8 protein-coding genes are annotated in these 20,448 nt (G+C 69.0%); 7 read left to right on the forward strand and 1 reads right to left on the reverse strand.

The features are described 5' to 3' along the window. Positions 1-7: 7 nt before the first annotated feature. On the forward strand, positions 8-11,557 hold the full coding sequence (locus KAK06_RS20355; protein ID WP_210804005.1) for a beta strand repeat-containing protein: 11,550 nt from the start codon (positions 8-10) through the stop codon (positions 11,555-11,557). Further along, positions 11,554-13,005, forward strand: a complete 1,452-nt coding sequence (locus KAK06_RS20360) for a caspase family protein (RefSeq protein WP_210804006.1) — start codon at positions 11,554-11,556, stop codon at positions 13,003-13,005. Before KAK06_RS20355 ends, KAK06_RS20360 begins: the two co-directional genes overlap by 4 nt. A 9-nt stretch (positions 13,006-13,014) precedes the next feature. Here KAK06_RS20360 and KAK06_RS20365 read toward each other — a convergent pair whose 3' ends face one another. Beyond that, positions 13,015-13,575, reverse strand: coding sequence for an HNH endonuclease (locus tag KAK06_RS20365; RefSeq protein ID WP_210804007.1), 561 nt, complete (start codon positions 13,573-13,575; stop codon positions 13,015-13,017). A gap of 189 nt (positions 13,576-13,764) precedes the next feature. On the opposite strand from KAK06_RS20365, the gene KAK06_RS20370 reads away from it, so the two are divergent. From KAK06_RS20370 to KAK06_RS20390, 5 genes are all read left to right on the forward strand, one after another. After that, positions 13,765-14,457, forward strand: a complete 693-nt coding sequence (locus tag KAK06_RS20370) for a TetR/AcrR family transcriptional regulator (protein ID WP_310741130.1) — start codon at positions 13,765-13,767, stop codon at positions 14,455-14,457. A gap of 25 nt (positions 14,458-14,482) precedes the next feature. Next, positions 14,483-16,273: an acyl-CoA dehydrogenase C-terminal domain-containing protein gene (locus KAK06_RS20375; RefSeq protein ID WP_210804009.1), complete on the forward strand. Its 1,791-nt coding sequence runs from the start codon at positions 14,483-14,485 to the stop codon at positions 16,271-16,273. Between the two features lie 64 nt (positions 16,274-16,337). Continuing rightward, positions 16,338-16,766, forward strand: coding sequence for a DUF2147 domain-containing protein (locus tag KAK06_RS20380; protein WP_210804010.1), 429 nt, complete (start codon positions 16,338-16,340; stop codon positions 16,764-16,766). Between the two features lie 34 nt (positions 16,767-16,800). Next, on the forward strand, positions 16,801-19,176 hold the full coding sequence (locus KAK06_RS20385; RefSeq protein WP_210804011.1) for a 3-hydroxyacyl-CoA dehydrogenase/enoyl-CoA hydratase family protein: 2,376 nt from the start codon (positions 16,801-16,803) through the stop codon (positions 19,174-19,176). A gap of 25 nt (positions 19,177-19,201) precedes the next feature. After that, positions 19,202-20,431 (forward strand): acetyl-CoA C-acyltransferase, encoded by a 1,230-nt coding sequence (locus tag KAK06_RS20390; protein WP_210804012.1) that lies wholly within the window; start codon positions 19,202-19,204, stop codon positions 20,429-20,431. Positions 20,432-20,448 lie beyond the last annotated feature (17 nt).

Here is a 20,448-nt window from a genome sequence, read left to right on the forward strand (position 1 = left end):
TCCCACCATGAAGCGCACTTCCGCCTCCGCCCTGAACCTGTCGCGCGCACCGCTGCCCGGATGGCGCCCGGTCGCCTGGGCTGCCTGCCTGATGTTCCTGGACACCGCCGCACTGGCGCTGCCGCAGGGCGCGCAGGTGATCACCGGCCAGGTGAGCGTCAAGCCGGTGGCGCCGGGCCAGCTGCTGGTGCAGCAAGGCAGCCAGAAGGCGATCGTCAACTGGGACCGCTTCTCGGTGGACGTGGGCGAGTGGCTGCGCATCCAGCAGCCCAACAGCAGCGCGGTGCTGCTCAACCGGGTGGTGGGCATCGATGCCTCGGCGCTGATGGGCCAGATCAGCGCCAACGGCCGGGTCTTTCTGATCAACCCCAACGGCATCGTGTTCGGCAAGGGCTCGCGCGTGGATGCCGGCGGCTTCATGGCCACCACACTGGGCATGAGCGACGCCGACTTCATGGCCGGCCGCTACCTGCTGTCGGCGGGCAACGGCCAGCCCGGCAAGCTGCAGGCCGATGGCGTGATCGACGTGCATGGCGGCACGCTGGCGCTGGTCTCGCCCGAGCTGTCGGTGGGCGGGCGCCTGCAGGGCCAGCGCGTGGGCTTGGCGGCGGCGGAGCGGGTGCAGGTCGATGTCGAAGGCGACGGCCTGATCTTCTTCAATGTCGCCAACAGCAAGCTCGACGCCCGCCTGGACGTGCTGGGCCAGGTGCTGGCCCAGGGCGGCGGCACGGTGGACATGCGCGCCCAGGCCCGCGCCGGCTTTGCCGACACCGTGCTCAACATGAACGGCGTGGTGCAGGCGCGCTCGCTGGGCATGAAGGACGGGCAGGTGGTGATCGATGGCGGCAGCACCGGCCAGACCATTGTGCGTGGCCAGGTCGATGCGCGCGGGCTGGCCGCTGGCGAACAAGGCGGTCAGGTGCGTGTGCTGGGCGACAAGGTGGGCCTGTTCGACCACAGCCTGATCGACGCCTCCGGCCAGGCGGGTGGCGGGCGGGTTCTGGTGGGGGGCAACTTCCTGGGGCAGGGCAGTGAGCGGCGTTCCTCACACACCGTGGTGGGCGAGGATGCGGTGATCCGCGCCAATGCGCTGGCGTCCGGCCAGGGCGGCGAGGTGGCGGTCTGGTCTGACAAGCGAACCGATTTTGCCGGGCACATTGAGGCCCGCGGCGGTGCCCAGGGGGGCGATGGCGGCCAGGTCGAGACCTCTGGCAAGGAGGTGCTGAACCTGCCGTCCGGTAGCGTCAACGTGAACGCCCAGCGTGGCCGTGGCGGCAGTTGGCTGTTGGACCCCAATGACATGGAGATCAGCAACAGCCCCAGCAGTCACGTCAATGGCAGCTTCTCCACCACCGACGACAACGCGGTGGTGAATGCGGCGGCGCTGGAGGCGGCCCTCAGCAACAACGCGAACATCACCCTCACGACTCGCAGCCAGGGCGCCAACACGCAGGGTGGCACCATCACGGTGAAGGCGGGTGTCACGGTCGACGCCTCCCTGACGGCCGGGCAGAGCGCGACATTGACGCTGCGCGCGCAGAAGGACATCGTGCTGGAGGCGAACAGCGGCATCAGCGCGGGCGCTGGGCAACTGACCCTCAACCTCCTGGCAGGCGTGGACGGCAATGGCACCGGCACGCCTGGCAACCGCGCCAGCGTCATCACGATGGCGTCCAACGCCAGCATCGACACCGGCGGCGGCGCGCTGCAGATGGTGGCCAGGGATGGCATCACCGTGTCCAACGTGACCAGCGGGGCCCTCACGCTCAACAGCGTGGCGGGGTCGATTGCCCAGCAGAATGCCACGGTGGTGTCGCTGGGTGGGGCGCTGAATGCCACCGCCGGCACCGGCCTGAGCTTGAACGGCAGCGGCAACCTGTTCGGATCCAACACGCTGACCCTCAGCAGCGGCGGCGATGCCACGCTGACCGCAGACAGTCTCAAGTTCGGCACCTCTGGCATCGGCGGCAAACTGGTGGCCACTGCCGAGACGGGCGGCATCACGCAGTCAGGCGTCATCACCACCGGGGCCAACGGCAGCGTCTTCACCACCAGTACCGACGATCAGGCCATCAACCTGGCGACCCAGACCAATGCGTTCGGCACCCGCACCGTCGCCTTGAACACCTCGGGTGCGGCGGGTGATGCGGCCATCCGGTCCGACAGCCTGAACCTGGCGGCCAGCACGGTCGGCGGCAAGCTCACGGCCACTGCTGCCACCGGTGGCATCACCCAGAGCGGCGTGATCTCGGTCGGTGCTGACGGCTCGAGCTTCACCGCGCTCACCGCCAATGCCGACATTGATCTGTCGACCCAGACCAACCAGTTTGGCGCCCACACCGTGGCGCTCAGCACCGGCGGTGCCACGGGCGATGCGGCCATCAGGTCCGACGAACTGAAGCTGGCCGCCAGCAGCATTGGCGGCAAGCTCACGGCCACGGCCACCACGGGCAACATCACGCAGACCGGTGCCATCATCCTGGGCGCCAACGGCTCCAGCTTCACGACGCTGGCCAACGACGCCGACATCGACCTGTCGACCCAGGCCAACAACTTCGTCACCAACACAGTGTCGTTCAACACCGCTGGCAGCGGGGGCGATGCGGCCGTGCGGTCGACCAGTATCCGCTTCGGCACCAGCAACGTTGGCGGCAAGCTGACCGCGATCGCCGCCAGCGGCGGCATTGCACAGAGTGGCGTGATCACCACCGGCGCCGACGGCAGCAGCTTCACGGCACTGACCGCCGATCAGGCGATCAACCTGTCGACACAGACCAATGCCTTTGGCACCCACACCGTGGCCTTCAGCACCGGCGGTGACGCAGGCGCCGTGTCGGTGAGGTCCGACAGCCTGAAGCTGGCCGCCAGCAGCATCGGCGGCAAGATCACGGCCACGGCCACCACCGGCGACATCACGCAGTCTGGCGCCATCATCCTGGGTGCTGATGGCTCCAGCTTCACGACGCTGGCCAACAATGCCGACATCGATCTGTCGACCCAGGCCAACAATTTCGTCACCAACACGGTGTCGTTCAACACCACCGGCACCGGAGGGGATGCCGCGGTGAGGTCGACCAGCATCCGCTTTGACACCAGCGACGTCGGCGGCAAGCTGACGGCGGAGGCCTTCAGCGGCGGTATTGCGCAGAGCGGTGTGATCACCACCGGCGCCGACGGCAGCAGCTTCACGGCCCTGACTGCCGGACAGGCCATCAACCTGTCGACCCAGACCAATGCCTTCGGCACCCACTCGGTGGCCTTCAACACCAGTGGCGCCGCGGGCTTTGCGTCGGTCAAGTCCGACAGCCTGAAGCTGGCGGCCAGCACCGTGGGCGGCAAGCTGACCGCGGTCGCTGCCACCGGCAACATCACGCAGACCGGTGTGCTGACCGTGGGTGCCGATGGTTCGAGTTTTGTCACCCAGGGCAACAACGCGGACATTGACCTGTCCAGCCAGACCAACAGTTTTGGCGGCTTTGACGTCGCGCTGAGCACCACGGGCGCCACGGGCGACGCCGCGATCAAGGCCGACACCCTGGTCTTTGCCGCCACGGATGTGGGCGGCAAGCTCACGGCCACGGCCACCAGCGGCAGCATCACCCAGACTGGGGTCATCTCCACCGGTGCCGATGGGTCGTCCTTCACGGCGTCGGCGGCCGGCCAGGGCATTGACCTGTCCAGTCAGGTCAATGCCTTCGGCACGCACAGCGTGGGCTTCAACGCCAACGGCGCAGACGTGGCGGTGCAATCTGACGCGCTGAACCTCGATGTCAGCGTGATCGGCGGCAAGATCACGGCCAGCACCACCTCGGGCGGCATCACCCAGAGCGGTGCGGTCAGCACCGGGGTCGCCGGGTCGAGCTTCACGGTGTCATCCGGGCAGTCCATCAACCTGGGCAGTGCCGCCAACCAGCTGACCGGCGCTGATGTCGCCGGCAGCCTCAGCTTCAATGGCATGACCGACCTGCAGCTGCGCAGCGTGGGCGACGTGCAGATCGGTGCCACCACGGTGAGCGGTCGCATCGTGCTGACCAGCGACACCGGCAGCATCACCCAGACCGGCGCGCTGGTGACCGGGGCAGACGGTTCGAGCTTCACCACGTCGGCGGCGGGTCAGACGATCGATCTGTCCAACGCTGGCAACAGCTTCGGCACCCACTCGGTGGCCCTGAACACCAGCGGCGCCACCGGTGATGCCACCATCGTGTCCGACAGCCTGAAGTTCGGCACCAGCGTGGTGGGCGGCAAGATCAACGCCACGGCGCAAACCGGTGGCATCAGCCAGTCCGGAGCTGTCAGCACTGGCGTCAGCGGCTCCAGCTTCACCGTGGCGGCGGGACAGACGATCGACCTGGGCAGCCAGGCCAATCAGCTGACCGGGGCCGGTGCGTCCGGCGACCTCAGCTTTGTCGGCATGTCCGACCTGCTGCTGCGCAACGTGGGCGATGTCCAGCTCGGGCCGACCTCGCTGGCTGGCCGCCTTGTGCTGGTCAGCGACAGCGGCAACATCAGCCAGACGGGGGCCTTCGTGGTCGGCGCCGACGGCTCGCGCTTCACGACCTCGGGCAGTGGCAAGACCATTGCACTGAACGATGCCGGGAACAGCTTTGGCACGCACACCGTGTCGATCAACACTTCCGGTGCGGCGGGCGATGCCAGCATCGTCTCCGACAGTCTGGTGTTGGCCGCCTCGAACCTTGGCGGCAAGCTGCAGGCCACCGCGCTCAGCGGTGGCATCGGGCAGACCGGGGCGATCACCACCGGGGCCGACGGCTCGCAGTTCACGGCCAGCGCGGCTGGTCAGTCGATCGATCTGTCCACCTCGACCAACGCCTTCGGCAGTCACAGCGTTGGCTTCAGCACGGTGGACGCCGACGTGTCGGTCAAGTCCGATGCGCTGAAGTTCGCCGGCACGACGGTGGGCGGCAAGCTGACCGCGCTGGCCACCACCGGCGGCATCACCCAAAGCGGTGTGATCTCGGTGGGTGCCGACGGGTCGAGCTTCACGACCCAGGGTGCCAATGCCGACATCGACCTGTCAACCCAGACCAACGCCTTTGGCGCCCACACCGTCGCCCTGAGCACCACTGGTGCCACGGGTGATGCGGCGATCAAGGCTGACGCCCTGGTCTTCGCCACCACCACGACCGGCGGCAAGCTGACTGCCACGGCGGACACCGGCAGCATCACCCAGACCGGGGTGATCACCACCGGCGCCGACGGCTCGTCGTTCACCACCTCGACCGCGGGGCAGGCCATCGACCTGTCGACGCAGACCAATGCCTTCGGCACGCACAGCGTGGGCTTCAACACCACGTTGGCCGACGTGGCCGTCACCTCGGATGCGCTGAAGTTCGCCACCAGCACGGTGGGTGGCAAGCTGTTGGCCGTGGCCACCACCGGTGGCATGACCCAGTCGGGGGTGGTCACCGTGGGTGCCGACGGCTCCAGCTTCACCACCCAGGCGGCAGACGCCAGCATCGACCTGGCCTCGCAGACCAACGTCTTCGGTGGCTTTGATGTCACGCTGTCGACCAATGGTTCGCTTGGCGATGCGGCGATCAGGGCCGACAGCCTGGTGTTCGCCACCAGCTCGGTGGGCGGCAAGCTGACCGCCACGGCGGCCACCGGCGGCATCAGCCAGACCGGCGTGTTGACCACTGGCGCCGACGGCTCGTCGTTCACCACCTCGACCGCGGGGCAGACCATCGACCTGTCCAGCCAGACCAACCAGTTCGGCAGCCACAGTGTCGGTTTCAACACCACCGGCACCGGGGGCGACGTGGCGGTCACCGCCGATGGCCTCAAGCTGGCCGCCAGCAACGTGGGCGGGCGCATCACCGCGCTGGCCGCGACGGGAGGCATCAGCCAGAGCGGTGTCCTCACCACCGGCGCCGATGGCTCCAGCTTCACCACCCAAGCGGCGGGCCAGACCATCGACCTGGCATCCCAGACCAACGCCTTTGGCGGCCACACCGTGGCACTGTCGACCAACGGCAGCGGTGCCAACGCCGCGATCAGGTCCGACAGCCTGAAGCTGGCCGCTAGCAGCGTGGGGGGCTCACTGTCGGCCACCGCCACCACCGGCAACCTCACCCAGAGCGGCGTGATCACGGTGGGCGCCAACGGGTCGAGCTTCAGCACCCTGGGCGCCAACGCCGACATCGACCTGTCGACCCAGACCAACAGCTTCGGCGGCTTCACCGTCGCTTTGAACACCACCGGCGCCACCGGCGATGCGGCGGTCAAGGCTGATGAGTTGGTGTTGGCCACCACCACGATCGGCGGCAAGCTCACCGCGACGGCCGCCACCGGCGGCATCAGCCAGAGCGGCGTCATCACCACCGGCGCGGATGGTTCCTTGTTCAGCACCCTGACCGCGGGCCAGACGATCGATCTGTCGACCCAAACCAATGCCTTCGGCACCCACAGCGTCGGCTTCAGCACCTTGGGCAGCAGCGGCGATGTGGCGCTGCGCTCCAACAGCGTGCGGCTGGCGGCCAGCACCGTGGGCGGCAAGCTGGTGGCCACTGCCACGACTGGGGGCATCACCCAGACCGGCGTGATCACCACCGGAGCCGATGGCTCGCAGTTCACCACCTTGGGCACCAACCAGGACATCGACCTGTCGACCCAGACCAATGGTTTCGGGACCCACAGCGTCGGCTTGTCGACGACGGGCGCGACCGGTCAAGCGGCCATCAAGTCGGACAGCCTGCGTCTGGCCACCAGCAGCATCGGCGGCAACCTGACAGCCACGGCGGTCACTGGGGGCATCACCCAAAGCGGCGTGATCACCACAGGCACCGATGGCAGTGCCTTCACCACACAGGCCAGCGGGCAGACGATCGATCTGTCGACGCAGACCAATGCGTTCGGCAACAACGGGGTCAGATTCACCACCAGCGGCAGCGGTGGCGATGTGGCGGTGCGCTCGAACAGCCTTGAACTCGGTACCAGCTCGGTGGGCGGCAAGCTCACCGCCACGGCCACCACCGGCAACATCACCCAGACCGGCGTCCTCAGCGTGGGTGCCGACGGGTCGCAGTTCAGCACCCTGGGCGCCAACGCCGACATCGACCTGTCCACCCAGACCAATGCCTTCGGCACGCGGACCGTGCGCCTGGCCACCACCGGTGCCGGTGGCAACGCGGCCATCCGCTCCGACAGCCTGAAGTTCGCCGCCAGTTCGGTGGGCGGCAAGCTCACGGCCACTGCCACTACGGGCAGCATCACCCAAACCGGGGCGATCACTGCAGGTGCCGATGGTTCGCAGTTCACCACGCTGGGCAGCAACCAGGACATTGACCTGTCGACGCAGTCGAATGCGTTTGGCAACCGCACCGTGGGGCTGTCGACCAGCGGCGCCACCGGTGACGCGGCGATTCGCTCGGACAGCCTGCGTCTGGCCGCCAGCACCGTGGGCGGCAAGCTCGTGGCCACCGCGACCACGGGCAGCATCACCCAGACCGGCGCCGTCAGCATCGGTGCCGACGGTTCTCAGTTCAGCACCTTGGGCGCGAATCAGGACATCGACCTGTCCACGCAGGCCAATGTCCTGGGCGGGCGCGGCGTGTCGCTCAACACCACAGGCACTGGCGGCGACGCAGCGATCAGCGCCGACAGCCTGAAGTTCGCGACAACCACCGTGGGCGGCAAGATCACCGCCACCGCCACCAGCGGCAACATCAGCCAGACCGGCGTGATCACTGCGGGTGCCGCCGGTTCGCGCTTTGCCACCAACACTGCAGGTCGCACGATCAACCTGTCCTCCCAGACCAATGCGTTGGGCAACCGGGCGGTGTCCTTTGTCACGGTCGGCAGCGGGGCCAACGTGGCCGTCAAGTCCGATGCGCTGCGGCTGGCCACCACCACCGTGGGCGGCAAGCTGACCGTCGAAGCGGTCAGCGGCAACATCGACCAGTCCGGTGTCGTGACCGTTGGTGCCGATGGCAACAGCTTCACCACGCATGCCGCCAACCAGACCATTAATCTGGCCGGCGCCAGCAACCGCTTCGGCAACCACACGGTGGCGCTGAACACCACCGGGGGCGCGGGCACCGCGTCGATCAGCACTGACCAGTTGGTGCTGGCCGCCAGCGACGTGCAGGGCAACCTCAACGTCACGGCCGGCAGCCTGTCGCAGACAGGCGATCTGTCGGTCACCGGCCTGGCCAACCTGAGCACCAGCGGCGGCGACATCACGCTGTCGCGCAGCGGCAACCAGCTGACCAGTGTGCGGGTCACCGCCCAGCGCGCCACCCTCAATGATGCCGATGGCTTCTCGCTGGGGGCCAGTACCGTGGGCCAGTCGCTGACACTGGCACCGTCCCTGGGCAGCACCGTGGCCATCGTGGGCACGGTCTCTGGTGCGGGCAAGCTGGTGCACAACGGCGCGGGCGACGTGACCGTGACGGCGGCGCAGAGCTTCAGTGGAGGCACCGAGATCAACAACGGCCTGCTGGCCGCGGAAGGTGCTGCAGCGAGCCTGGGCAGCGGCGCCGTGCAGGTGGCGTCGTCAGCCAACCTGGACCTGCGCGCCGGAGCGACGCTGGCCAATGCTGTCACGATCCAGGGTGGCCGACTGCTGACCAGCGCTGGCGATGCCAGCCTCTCGGGCGATCTGAGCCTGAGTGCCGACAGCCGCGTCGAGGTGGCCAGCGGCAGCACGCTGACCCTGGGCGGCGTGGTGGGTGACGGCAGCGCCAGCGCCAGTCTCAGCAAGCTGGGTGCCGGCACGCTGGCACTCAGCGGGTCGACCCAGTTCGACGGTCCGTTCAACATCGACGCCGGCCTGGTGGACGTCACCGCTGGCGCTCAGCTCAACCCGGTCGGTGCCGTCAACCTGGCGGCGCCGGCCACGCTGCGCCTGGCATCCGACCAGTCGGTGGGATCGTTGGCTGGCGCGGGCCGGGTGGACCTGGCGGGCCAGCGCTTGAGTGTGGGCGCCGACAACAGCAGCACCACCTTCAGTGGCCAGATCGACAGCAGCGGCAGCACCGGGGGCGGCCTGAGCAAGCTTGGCACGGGCACGCTGACCCTGTCGGGCAGCTCGACCTACGAAGGCGACACCCGCGTGCAGGCGGGCACCCTGACGCTGGCCTCGGCCAGCGCGCTGCTCCCGGCAGGCACGCTGGACGTGGCCAACGGCGCCACGCTCGATCTCAATGCCAATGCCTCGGCAGGTGCCTTGTCCGGTGCTGGTACCGTACAGCTCGACAGCTTCGACTTGACGGTGGGTGCCAACAACGCCAGCACCAGCTTCAGCGGCACGATCACCGGTGGTTCCACCAGCCAGCTGGTCAAGCAGGGCACCGGGACCTGGACCGTGTCGGGTACCAACAGCTCGACCGGAGCGATCGAGGTGGCCTCGGGCACGCTGGCCTTGGGCAGCGCGACGGCGCTGGGCCTCATGGCCGCGACCGTGGACAGCGGCGCCACCCTGGCGCTGCAAACTGGCTCGACCGTTGGTTCACTGGCCGGTGCCGGCACGGTCGCGCTGGGCTCCAACACACTGCAGGCGGGCGCCAACCAGACCAGCACCACCTTCTCTGGCCAACTCACTGGCGATGCCGCTGCCTCGCTGGTCAAGACGGGCTCGGGCACGCTGACGCTGGATGGCGTGAGCACCCTGCCCGGCACGATCCGGGCTGCTGCTGGTGTGCTGAACCTGGCGGGTGGTACCGCCGTGGCCGATGCCGGAACGCTGGCCGTCGACAGCGGCGCCCGCGTCAATGTGCTATCCGGCGAGACCCTTGGCGGGCTGACCGGCGCGGGCGCGGTGACCCTGTCCGGCGCCACGCTGACCACCGGCGCCAACGACGCCGCCGCCAGCTTCAGCGGTGCGATCAGCGGCAATGGCGGCCTGACCAAGGTGGGCAGTGGCACGCAGGTGCTGTCCGGCAACAACAGCTACAGCGGCACCACCACGATCAGTGCAGGCACGCTGCAGGTGGGCGCGGGCGGCAGCACCGGCACGCTGGGCAGCGGCGCCGTGGTCAACCAGGCCACGCTGGCGGTCAACCGCAGCGATGCGCTCACGATCGCCAACGCCATCAGCGGCAATGGTCAGCTGGTGCTCAACCAAGGCACGCTGACGCTGTCGAGCGCCGCCAACAGCTACACCGGCGACACGCTGGTGCGTGGCGGCCAACTCAGGACCGCCGGTGCCGAGCGCCTGCCGGATGCCACCGACGTGGTCGTGTCGGCACCTGGCAGCCTGGTCCTGGGCGGCAGCGAGACCGTGGCCAGCGTCAACGCCGCCGGCCTGGTCACCGCCGCGGGCAACATCAGCACCGCGGGTGACCAGACCTACCAGGGCGGCCTGGTCCTCAACGGCAGCAGTGGCCAGACCCTGAGCGCCGACAGCCTGGTGGCCACCAGCGCCGCCAACGAGCTGGGCAGTCACCCGGTGTCGATCCAGGCGCGGCAGGTGCAACTGGCCACCGACCAGAGCCTGGTGCTGGGCAACGTGACGCTGACCGAAGGTGGCAGCATCGAGGCCGCCAGCCTGCGCCTGAGCGGTGACATGACGCTGCAGGGCGGCCGCACCACGCTGAGCGCCACCGGCCTGCCCGACGCCACCCTGTCCGAGACCTATGGCGACGACACGGCGCTGGTGCCCACGCTGAACAACGCCAAGCTGCGCACCGCGCAGAAGATGGTGGAACAGGACAGCGGCACGGCCATCACCGTGCAAACCGGTGCCACGCTGGATGTGGCGTCCACGCAGGGCGGCTCGATCTCGCTGGCCAGCGATGCCAACCGTTTCGACGGCGCGCTGTCGGTGCTCAGCGGTCCGAGCTTTGGCACCGCCTGGCTGCCGGGCGAGGCCACGGTTGACGGGCGCACCGTGGGGGTGCAGTCCTTCATCAATGTTGCCGGCTCCACCGTGCACCTGGGCGGCAGCGGCATCGAGGGCGACCTGGTGCAGGTTCGTGCTGACCAGCTCGCCACCCAAGGCAGTTCGGTCATCACCGCGCGCCTGCCCTATGACGACTTGATTCTCGGCACCCTGCGCTCCGCCCCCAGCCTGACGATGATCCTGGGTGACGGTGCCTACACGATCAGCCAGAGCTTTGGCGGCATCGGCGATGGCGCTTTGCGCGTGGCGGTGGGCACGCGGGCCACCGGCGGCCGCACCACCGGCCCCAATGCCGGCTTCCTGACGATTCGTCCCAAGGGGGGCGCGCGTGGCAGCACGGCGATCTTCCTGCAGGGCGAGCAGGTCGTGCTGACCGATCCCACCGGCTACCGCCTGTTCCACGACGGCGCCGGTCAGCAGAACGAGATCCCGGTGATCTACAACCAGCTGCTGCCCGAAACGCCGCAGGTTTCCGGCGCGCTGTCCTCGGTGGCTGCGGTGTCCGAAGAGGCCCGTCGCGAACGCTTCGAAGAAACGGTCCGCACCGAGAACGTGTCGGTGCGCCTGCGCTCGGGCGTGATCGCCGAGGTGGGCCCGGGCAGCCCGGCGACCACCGGCACCCAGGGCGCCAAGCCGCCCGAGGTGTGCACGCCGGGCGCCGGCATGGCCTGCGAGGAGGCGCCGCGCAAATGAGCCAGCAGCCGGGTCAGCGCGGCCGCCGCCGTGCCTTGCGTCAGCTGGGTGGCGCGCTCGGTGCCTGGGCGTCTGGTGCGGCCGTGCCGGCCTGGGCGCAGGGCTACGGCCGCCGTCCAGCGGCCGCGCCTGCCGAGCCGACGGCCCCGGCCAGTGCGCCGGTTCAGTCGGTTCCTGCCTCGTCGGCCGGTGACGGCTCGGAGGTGCGCCTGGCGCTGCTGCTGGGCAACCGCCAGTACCCCGAACCCTTCGACCTGCCGCCCATCCCCAAGAACCTGCGCGATCTGAAGAGCGCACTGGAACACCGCGGCTTCCAGGTCAGCGATGCCCTCGACCGCGACCTGCCGTCCTCGCGCGCGGCGATCGATGACTTCGTCCGCCAGGCCCAGACCGCACCGCCCAACGCCACGCTGCTGTTCTATTTCTCGGGCCACGGCGTGCAGATCGAGTCGGCCAACCTGCTGCTGCCGGCGGGCCTCAGCCCGGCGCTGCAGGCCGATGCGATGCGGCGCGGCTCGCTGCAACTGCTGTCCGACATCGTCGGCCGCCTGCCCGAGCGGCCCCAGGGCCAGGTGATCGCGGTGGTCGATGCCTGCCGCACCACGCTCAAGCAGGCCACCGAGGACGCCGGTCTGAACCAGGTCGAGGCGCCGCCGGGCTGTGTGATCGCCTTCTCCACCGGCGCCGGCCGGCCGGCGATCGCGCCGGCGGTTGAAACGCAGAACACCTTCTACACCGGTTCGCTGGTGCGGCTGCTGGCCAGCACTTCCGATGAAACCTCGTTCAGCGAGTTGTTTCAGCTGGTCAAGCAGGACGTGCGCGAGACCATGCTCAAGCACCCGGTCGAGGCCATCCGCAAGCTGGCCCAGGACCCGTTCATCGCCGACAACAGCCGCTCGCGCGTGACCCTGGCGCCGCGCTCGGTGCGTGAGACCCGCGGCCCGCGCTTTGCCAGCCGCAACGAGGAAGCCGACTGGCAGCGCCTGCAGGAGGCCACCTGGCCGCCCGAGGTGCTGCAACTGGCCGACGCCTATCTGCGCGACCACCCCGACAGCAAGCTGGCCGGTGCCGCCAAGGTGGCCCGCACCGGTTCAGACAATGCCGCGCGCTTGCTCAAGCGCAGCGATGTGCGCCTCTACAAGAGCGCCTTTCAGCTGCAGGACAGCCTGTCCGAAGACGAGCGCCGCGACATCGCCCGCGCCGGCATCGGCGACAAGGACGCGGCGGCTCGCATGGGCCGCCGTGCGATGGCCAAGGGCGGTACCGGCCTGCCCCGCTACGAGGGCTGGCTGCAGTACGCGTCGGCGCTGGGCAACGGCATTGCCGCCTACGAGCTGGCGCTGCACTACCGACGCCAGGAACAGCCGGTGATGGCCTCGCGCTACGAGGCCATCGCACGCGAGCTGGGCTACAACCCGCCGGTGTCGCTGGACAACGTGCGCAAGTAGGCTGGGCGCTCAGCCGTGCAGCCGGCTGCTGCGCGGCACGCTGGCCAGCAGGAACTCCATCTGGTCGGCCAGGATGCGCCGCCCGCGCAGGATCATGTCCTCATGCAGGCTGGGCACATAGGGCGCGTAGAGCAGGCTCATGTGTGCCTCCTCGGGCGTGCGGCTGCCCTTGCGGCCGTTGCAGGCGCGGCAGGCGGTGATGCAGTTCATCCAGGCGTCATGCCCGCCGCGCGACACCGGCTGGATGTGCTCGCGCGTCAGCGCGTCGAAACCGAAATGGTGGCCGCAGTAGGCGCACAGGTGGCGATCGCGCGAGAAGAGCTTGGGATTGGTCAGTGCCGGCGCGGTGCGCCAGGCCCGGCTGGGGATGCTGCCGCGCACCGCGATGATCGGGTGCAGCTCGATCTGCGACAGCCGCCCGGTGCTGCGCTGGAGCCCGCCGCGCATCACATGGAACGACTTGCCCAGCGTCCAGGCTACCGCCTGGCTGGCGTACAGCGTGGCCGCCTCCTGCAGGCTGATCCAGGCCTGCGGGCGCCCTGAGACATCGAGCTGAAGCACATCCGGCACGGTTGACGCTCCTTCCGTCGCCGAGCATAGCCCGGGCCGCTATCCGGACTCAAGCGCCAGGGTTAACCCTTGGATGGGGCCGGATCAGGCCGCGCTTAGGGCGCCGACCCTAGAAAAATGCACGCCCTGAAGCTGGCACGGTCGTTCGAAATCTGCAAAATAGAACGACCGTTCGTATCAAACCTCGCCGTGTCCGCCGAACCGACCCCCACCGCCGCCCCGCGCCGCAGCCCCTCGCGCGGCCTGCACAAGGGCCAGCAGACGCGCGCCGCCATCCTGGAGGCCGCGCTGGGCCTGGCCTCGTCGGTGGGCCTGGAAGGCTTGTCGATCGGCGCGCTGGCCGAGGTCACCGGCATGAGCAAGTCGGGCGTGTTCGCCCACTTCGGCTCGCGCGAGGAACTGCAGATCTCGGTGATCCGCGAGTACCACACCAAGTTCGAGGAAGAGGTCTTCTTCCCGGCGATCCGCGAGGCCCGCGGCCTGCCGCGCCTGGGTGCGCTGTTCGGCAACTGGGTGCGCCGCGTGTCGGTCGAGATCGACTCGGGCTGCATCTACATCAGCGGCGCCGTGGAGTTCGACGACCGGCCCGGACCGGTGCGCGATGCGCTGGCCAGCATGGTTCGCGCCTGGCACCTGGCGATGGAGCGCGCGATCCGCATCGCCATCGACGAAGGCCACCTGCGTGCCGACACCGACCCGGCCCAGATGCAGTTCGAGGTGCACGGCCTGATCCTCGCGCTGCACCACGACGCGCGTTTCCTGCGCACCCCCGGCTCGCTCGAGCGCGCCCGGCGCGGCTTCGTGCGCACCGTCACCGATTACCTGGCCGATGGCACCGTGCTGCCGGCCGACTTTCCCCCGACCAGCGCGCCCCGTCGCTGACCGTTGACCGCCCCAGGAGAACACCATGCCCCAGTACAACCCGCCCCTGCGCGACATGCAGTTCGTGCTGCACGAGTTGCTCGACATCGGCTCGGTGCTGAAGGCGCTGCCGCCGCACGCCGAGACCGACGCCGACACCATCAACGCGGTGCTGGAAGAGGGCGGCAAGTTCGCCGCCGAGGTGTTGTTCCCGCTGAACCTCAGTGGCGACGCCGAGGGCTGCACGCTCGACAAGACCACCCACGAGGTGACGCCGCCCAAGGGCTTCAAGCAGGCCTATGCGCAGTACGTCGAAGGCGGCTGGCCGGCGCTCAGCTGCGACCCCGAGTACGGCGGCCAGGGCCTGCCGCACACGGTGAACCAGTGCTTCTACGAGATGCTCAACAGCGCCAACCAGGCCTGGACCATGTACCCGGGCCTGTCGCATGGCGCCTATGAGGCCCTGCACGCCCACGGCACGCCCGAGCAGAAGGCGCTGTACCTGCCCAAGCTGGTCAGCGGCGAGTGGACCGGCACCATGTGCCTGACCGAGCCGCACTGCGGCACCGACCTGGGCCTGCTGCGCACCAAGGCCGAACCGCAGGCCGACGGCACGTACCGCATCACCGGCCAGAAGATCTTCATCAGCGCCGGTGAGCACGACATGGTGCCCAACATCGTGCACCTGGTGCTGGCCCGCCTTCCGGACGCACCGGCCGGCTCCAAGGGCATCTCGCTGTTCGTGGTGCCCAAGTTCCTGGTGGCTGCCGACGGCACCCTCGGTGGGCGCAACGGCATCCACTGCGGCGCGCTCGAGCACAAGATGGGCATCCACGCCAACGCCACCTGCCAGATGATCCTGGACGGCGCGGTGGGCACGCTGGTGGGCGAGCCCAACAAGGGCTTGCAGGCGATGTTCGTGATGATGAACGCCGCCCGCCTGGGCGTGGGCAACCAGTCGCTGGGCCTGACCGAGGTGGCCTACCAGAACGCCGTCGCCTACGCCAAGGACCGGCTGCAGATGCGCGCGCTGTCGGGCCCCAAGGCCACCGACAAGCCGGCCGACCCGATCATCGTGCACCCCGACGTGCGCAAGATGCTGCTGACCGCCCGCGCCTTTGCCGAAGGCGGCCGCGCGCTGGCCTGCTACACCGCGCTGCAGCTCGACATCGAGCTCAACCACCCCGACGAGGACGCCCGTCGCGCCGCCGCCGACGAAACCGCGCTGCTCACCCCCATCATCAAGGCCTTCCTGACCGACAACGGCTGGCTGGCCACCTCGCACTGCATGCAGGTCTACGGCGGCCACGGCTTCATCCACGAGTGGGGCATGGAGCAGTACGTGCGCGACGCCCGGATCAACATGATCTACGAGGGCACCAACACCATCCAGTCGCTGGACCTGCTGGGCCGCAAGGTGCTGGGCGACAACGGCAAGAAGCTCAAGGCCTTCGGCAAGAAGATCGCCGAGTTCGTCGAAGAGGAAGGCGTGCGCGAGGACATGCAGGAGTTCATCAACCCGCTGGCCGACCTGGGCGACAAGGTCACCAAGCTGACGATGGAGATCGGCATGAAGGCCATGGCCAACCCCGATGAGGTGGGCTCGGCCGCGGTGGACTACCTGCGCGTGGTGGGCCACCTCAGCTTCGCCTACTTCTTCGCCCGCATGGCCAAGCTGGCGCTGGACAAGCAGGGCAGCGGTGACCCGTTCTACGCCGCCAAGCTGCACACCGCGCGCTTCTACTTCGCCAAGCTGCTGCCCGAGACGGCCACGCTGATCCGCACCGCCCGCGCCGGCGTGGCGCCGCTGATGGCGATGGACGAAGCCCTGTTCTGACGGCACCATCCCCCGAGTTCGCCGCCACCTGGACGGCGACCCGCCACACCCCAGGAGACACCCGATGAAGCGCATCCTCAGCACCCTCGCCCTGCTCGGCGCCAGCGCCGCCTTTGCCCAGGCCACGCCGGCCGGGCTGTGGAAGACGATCGATGACGACGGCAAGACCGAGAAGTCGCTGGTGCGCATCAGCGAGTCCGGCGGTGTCTTCAGCGGCAAGATCGAAAAGATCTTCGACCCCGCCAAGCAGAACGCGGTGTGCGACCAGTGCACCGACGAGCGCAAGGGCCAGCCGGTGACCGGCATGCAGATCCTGCGCAACCTGCGCCAGGGCGAGGACAAGGGCGTCTGGGAAGGCGGCGAGATCCTCGACCCCAACAACGGCAAGACCTACCGCACCCGTCTGAAGCCGATCGACGGCGGCAAGAAGCTGGAGATGCGCGGCTACATCGGCCCGTTCTACCGAACCCAGACCTGGATCCGTGTCGAGTGAGCCTCGGGCGGACGAGTTTTCCAAGGAGCAGCAAGTGAGTCGATTCAATGTTCGCAAGGTGGCCGTGCTCGGCGCCGGCGTGATGGGCGCGCAAATCGCCGCCCACCTGGTCAATGTGCGCGTGCCGGTGGTGCTGTTTGATCTTCCGGCCAAGGACGGCCCGAAGAGCGGCATTGCGCTCAAGGCCATCGAGAACCTGAAGAAGCTCAAGCCCGCGCCGCTGGGCACCCCCGACCTGGCCACGCGCATCCAGCCGGCCAACTACGAGGAGCACCTGGCGCTGCTGGGCGAATGCGATCTGGTGATCGAGGCGATCGCCGAGCGCATGGACTGGAAGCTCGACCTCTACACGAAGATCGCCCCGCACGTGGCGTCGCACGCGATCGTGGCCTCGAACACCTCGGGCCTGTCGATCAGAAAGCTGGCCGAGGCGCTGCCCGCCGAGATCCAGCCGCGCTTTTGCGGCATCCATTTCTTCAACCCGCCGCGCTACATGCAGCTGGTGGAACTGATTCCGACGCCCACCACCGACGCTGGCCACCTGGACCAGCTGGAGTCCTTTGTCACCAGTACCCTGGGCAAGGGCGTGGTTCGGGCCAAGGACACGCCGAACTTCATCGCCAACCGCGTGGGCATCGCCGGCATGCTGGCCACGATCCACGAGGCGCAGCAGTTCGGCCTCACCTACGACGTCGTCGACGACCTGACCGGCAAGAAGATGGGCCGCGCCAGCTCGGGCACCTTCCGCACCGCCGACGTCGTGGGCCTGGACACGATGGCCCACGTCATCAAGACGCTGCAGGACAACCTGGCCGACGACCCCTTCTTCCCCAGCTACGCCACGCCGCCGGTGCTGTCGGGCCTGATCGCCCAGGGCGCGCTGGGCCAGAAGGCCGGTGCCGGCTTCTACAAGAAGGTGGGCAAGGACATCCTGCGCCTGGACCCGGGCAAGGGCGAGTACGTGCCCGCGGGCGCCAAGGCCGACCCGCTGATCGACCGCATCCTGAAGAAGCCCGCTGCCGAGCGCCTGAAGCTGCTGCGCGAGAGCACCAACCCGCAGGCGCAGTTCCTGTGGGCCATCCTGCGCGACTCCTTCCACTACGTGGCCGTGCACCTGGCCGACATCGCCCAGACCGCGCGCGAGGTGGATTTCGCGATGCGCTGGGGCTTCGGCATGAAGCAGGGCCCGTTCGAGCTGTGGCAGGACGCCGGCTGGCAGCAGGTGGCGCAGTGGGTGAAGGACGACATCGAGGCCGGCAAGGCGCTGTGCAGCGCGCCGCTGCCCGCCTGGGTGTTTGACGGCCGCACCGGCGTGCACACGCCCGAGGGCAGCTGGAGCGCCGCCGAAGGCCGCTACATCGGCCGCTCGGCGCTGCCGGTCTATGCCCGCCAGCACTTCCCCGAGAGCGTGCTGGGCAGCGGTGCGGTCGATCCGCTCAAGAGCGGCACCGAGGTCTTCCGCAACGACGAGGTGCGCCTGTGGACCCTCGACGGCGAGGTGCTGATCGCCAGCATCACCTGCAAGATGCACCTGATCGGCACCGGCGTCATCGAGGGCCTGGCCAAGGCGGCCGACCTGGCCGAGGCCAGCTACCAGGGCCTGGTGATCTGGTCGCCGGATGAGATGTTCTCGGCCGGCGCCAACCTCGAGTCGCTGCTGCCGGTGTTCATGAAGAGCGGCGCCAAGGGCATCGCCCCGGTGGTGAAGCAGCTGCAGGACACCATGCTGCGCCTGCGCTACGCCCAGGTGCCGGTGATCGCTGCGATGCGCGGCATTGCGCTGGGTGGCGGCTGCGAGATCGGCCTGGCCTGCGACCAGCGCGTGGCGCACATGGAGACCTATGTCGGCCTGGTGGAAGTGGGCGTGGGCCTGCTGCCCGGTGGCGGCGGCCTGACCTACATCGCCCGCCGCGCCGCCGAGCGCGCGCCGGCCGGTGCCGACCTGCTGCCCTTCCTGAAGGACGGCTTCCAGGCCGCGGCCATGGCCACCGTGGGCACCAGCGCGCTGGAGTCGCGCCAGCTGGGCTACCTGCAGGACGGCGACACCATCGTCGCGCACAAGGACGAGCTGCTGTTCGTCGCCATCCACCAGGCCAAGGCGGCCTGGGCCGCGGGCTACCGCCCGCCCGCCAAGGGCCTGTTCCCGGTGGCCGGCCGCAACGCCATCGCCACGATCAAGGCCCAGCTGGTGGGCATGCGGGATGGCGCCTTCATCACCGGGCACGACTTCCATATCGCCAGCCTGATCGCCGAGGTGGTCTGCGGCGGCGACGTCGACGCCGGCACGCTGGTCAGCGAGGAATACCTGATGACGCTGGAGCGCCAGCGCTTCTGCAGCCTGCTGGAGCATCCCAAGACCCAGGAGCGGGTGATGGGCCTGCTGCAAACCGGCAAGCCGGTCCGCAACTGATCGGCCGCGAACAAGGAACCAAGACATGAGCAAGCAAGTGCAAGAGGCCTACATCGTCGCCGCCAGCCGTACCCCGATCGGCCGCTCCGGCCGCGGCTACTTCCGCCACACCCGCTCCGACGATCTGCTGATCGCCGCGCTGCGCTCGGCGCTGGCGCAGGTGCCCACGCTGGATCCGGCCGCCATCGAGGACGCGGTGATCGGTTGCAGCTTCCCCGAAGGCGAGCAGGGCATGAACATGGCCCGCATCGCGGTGGCGCTGGCCGGCCTGCCCAATGGCGTGGGCGGCGTCACCGTCAACCGCTTCTGCGCCTCGGGCCTGACGGCGATCCAGATGGCGGCCGATCGCATCCGCGTGGGCGAGGCCGATGTGATGATCGCTGGCGGCGCCGAGTCGATGAGCCTGGTGCCGATGGGCGGCACCAAGCCCTCGTTCAACCCGGCGGTGTTCGCCAAGGACGAGAACGTCGGCATCGCCTACGGCATGGGCCTGACCGCCGAGAAGGTGGCGCAGCAGTGGAAGGTCAGCCGCGAGGACCAGGACGCCTTCGCGCTGGCCTCGCACCAGAAGGCCATCGCGGCGCAGCAGGCGGGCGAGTTCACCGACGAGATCTGCCCGGTCGAGGTGGTCGAGCGCATGCCCAACCTGGAGACCGGCGAGGTCACGCTGAAGACCCGCACCGTGAGCCTGGACGAAGGCCCGCGCCCCGACACCAGCCTGGAGGGCCTGGCCAAGCTGCGCCCGGTCTTCGCGGCACCCAAGGACCCGTCGGGCAAGGCCACCGGCCTGGGCAGCGTCACCGCCGGCAACAGCTCGCAGACCAGCGACGGCGCCGGTGCGCTGATCCTGGCCTCTGAAAAGGCGGTCAAGCAGTTCGGCCTGACGCCGCTGGCGCGCTTCGTCAGCTTCGCCAGCCGCGGCGTGCCGCCCGAGATCATGGGCATCGGCCCGATCGCCGCGATCCCGGCGGCGCTGGGCTACGCCGGCCTGAAGCACGAGGACCTGGGCTGGGTCGAACTGAACGAGGCCTTTGCCGCGCAGTCGCTGGCCGTGATCCGCGATCTGGGCCTGAACCCCACGGTGATCAACCCGCTGGGCGGCGCGATCGCGCTGGGCCACCCGCTGGGTGCCACTGGCGCCATCCGTGCGGCCACCACCATCCATGGCCTGCGCCGGCGCCAGCAGCGCTACGGCATGGTCACGATGTGCGTGGGCACCGGGCAGGGCGCGGCGGGCATCTTCGAGGCCCTCTGAACGCCGGGCTCCACCCA

Source organism: Ideonella aquatica (assembly GCF_018069755.1).
GTDB lineage: Bacteria > Pseudomonadota > Gammaproteobacteria > Burkholderiales > Burkholderiaceae_C > Ideonella > Ideonella aquatica.

Excerpts from the sequence above, each read along its gene's own strand:
- KAK06_RS20355 (WP_210804005.1), top strand. The coding sequence starts at position 8 with ATGAAGCGCACTTCCGCCTCCGCCCTGAACCTGTCGCGCGCACCGCTG.
- KAK06_RS20360 (WP_210804006.1), top strand. The coding sequence starts at position 11,554 with ATGAGCCAGCAGCCGGGTCAGCGCGGCCGCCGCCGTGCCTTGCGTCAG.
- KAK06_RS20375 (WP_210804009.1), top strand. The coding sequence starts at position 14,483 with ATGCCCCAGTACAACCCGCCCCTGCGCGACATGCAGTTCGTGCTGCAC.
- KAK06_RS20380 (WP_210804010.1), top strand. The coding sequence starts at position 16,338 with ATGAAGCGCATCCTCAGCACCCTCGCCCTGCTCGGCGCCAGCGCCGCC.
- KAK06_RS20390 (WP_210804012.1), top strand. The coding sequence starts at position 19,202 with ATGAGCAAGCAAGTGCAAGAGGCCTACATCGTCGCCGCCAGCCGTACC.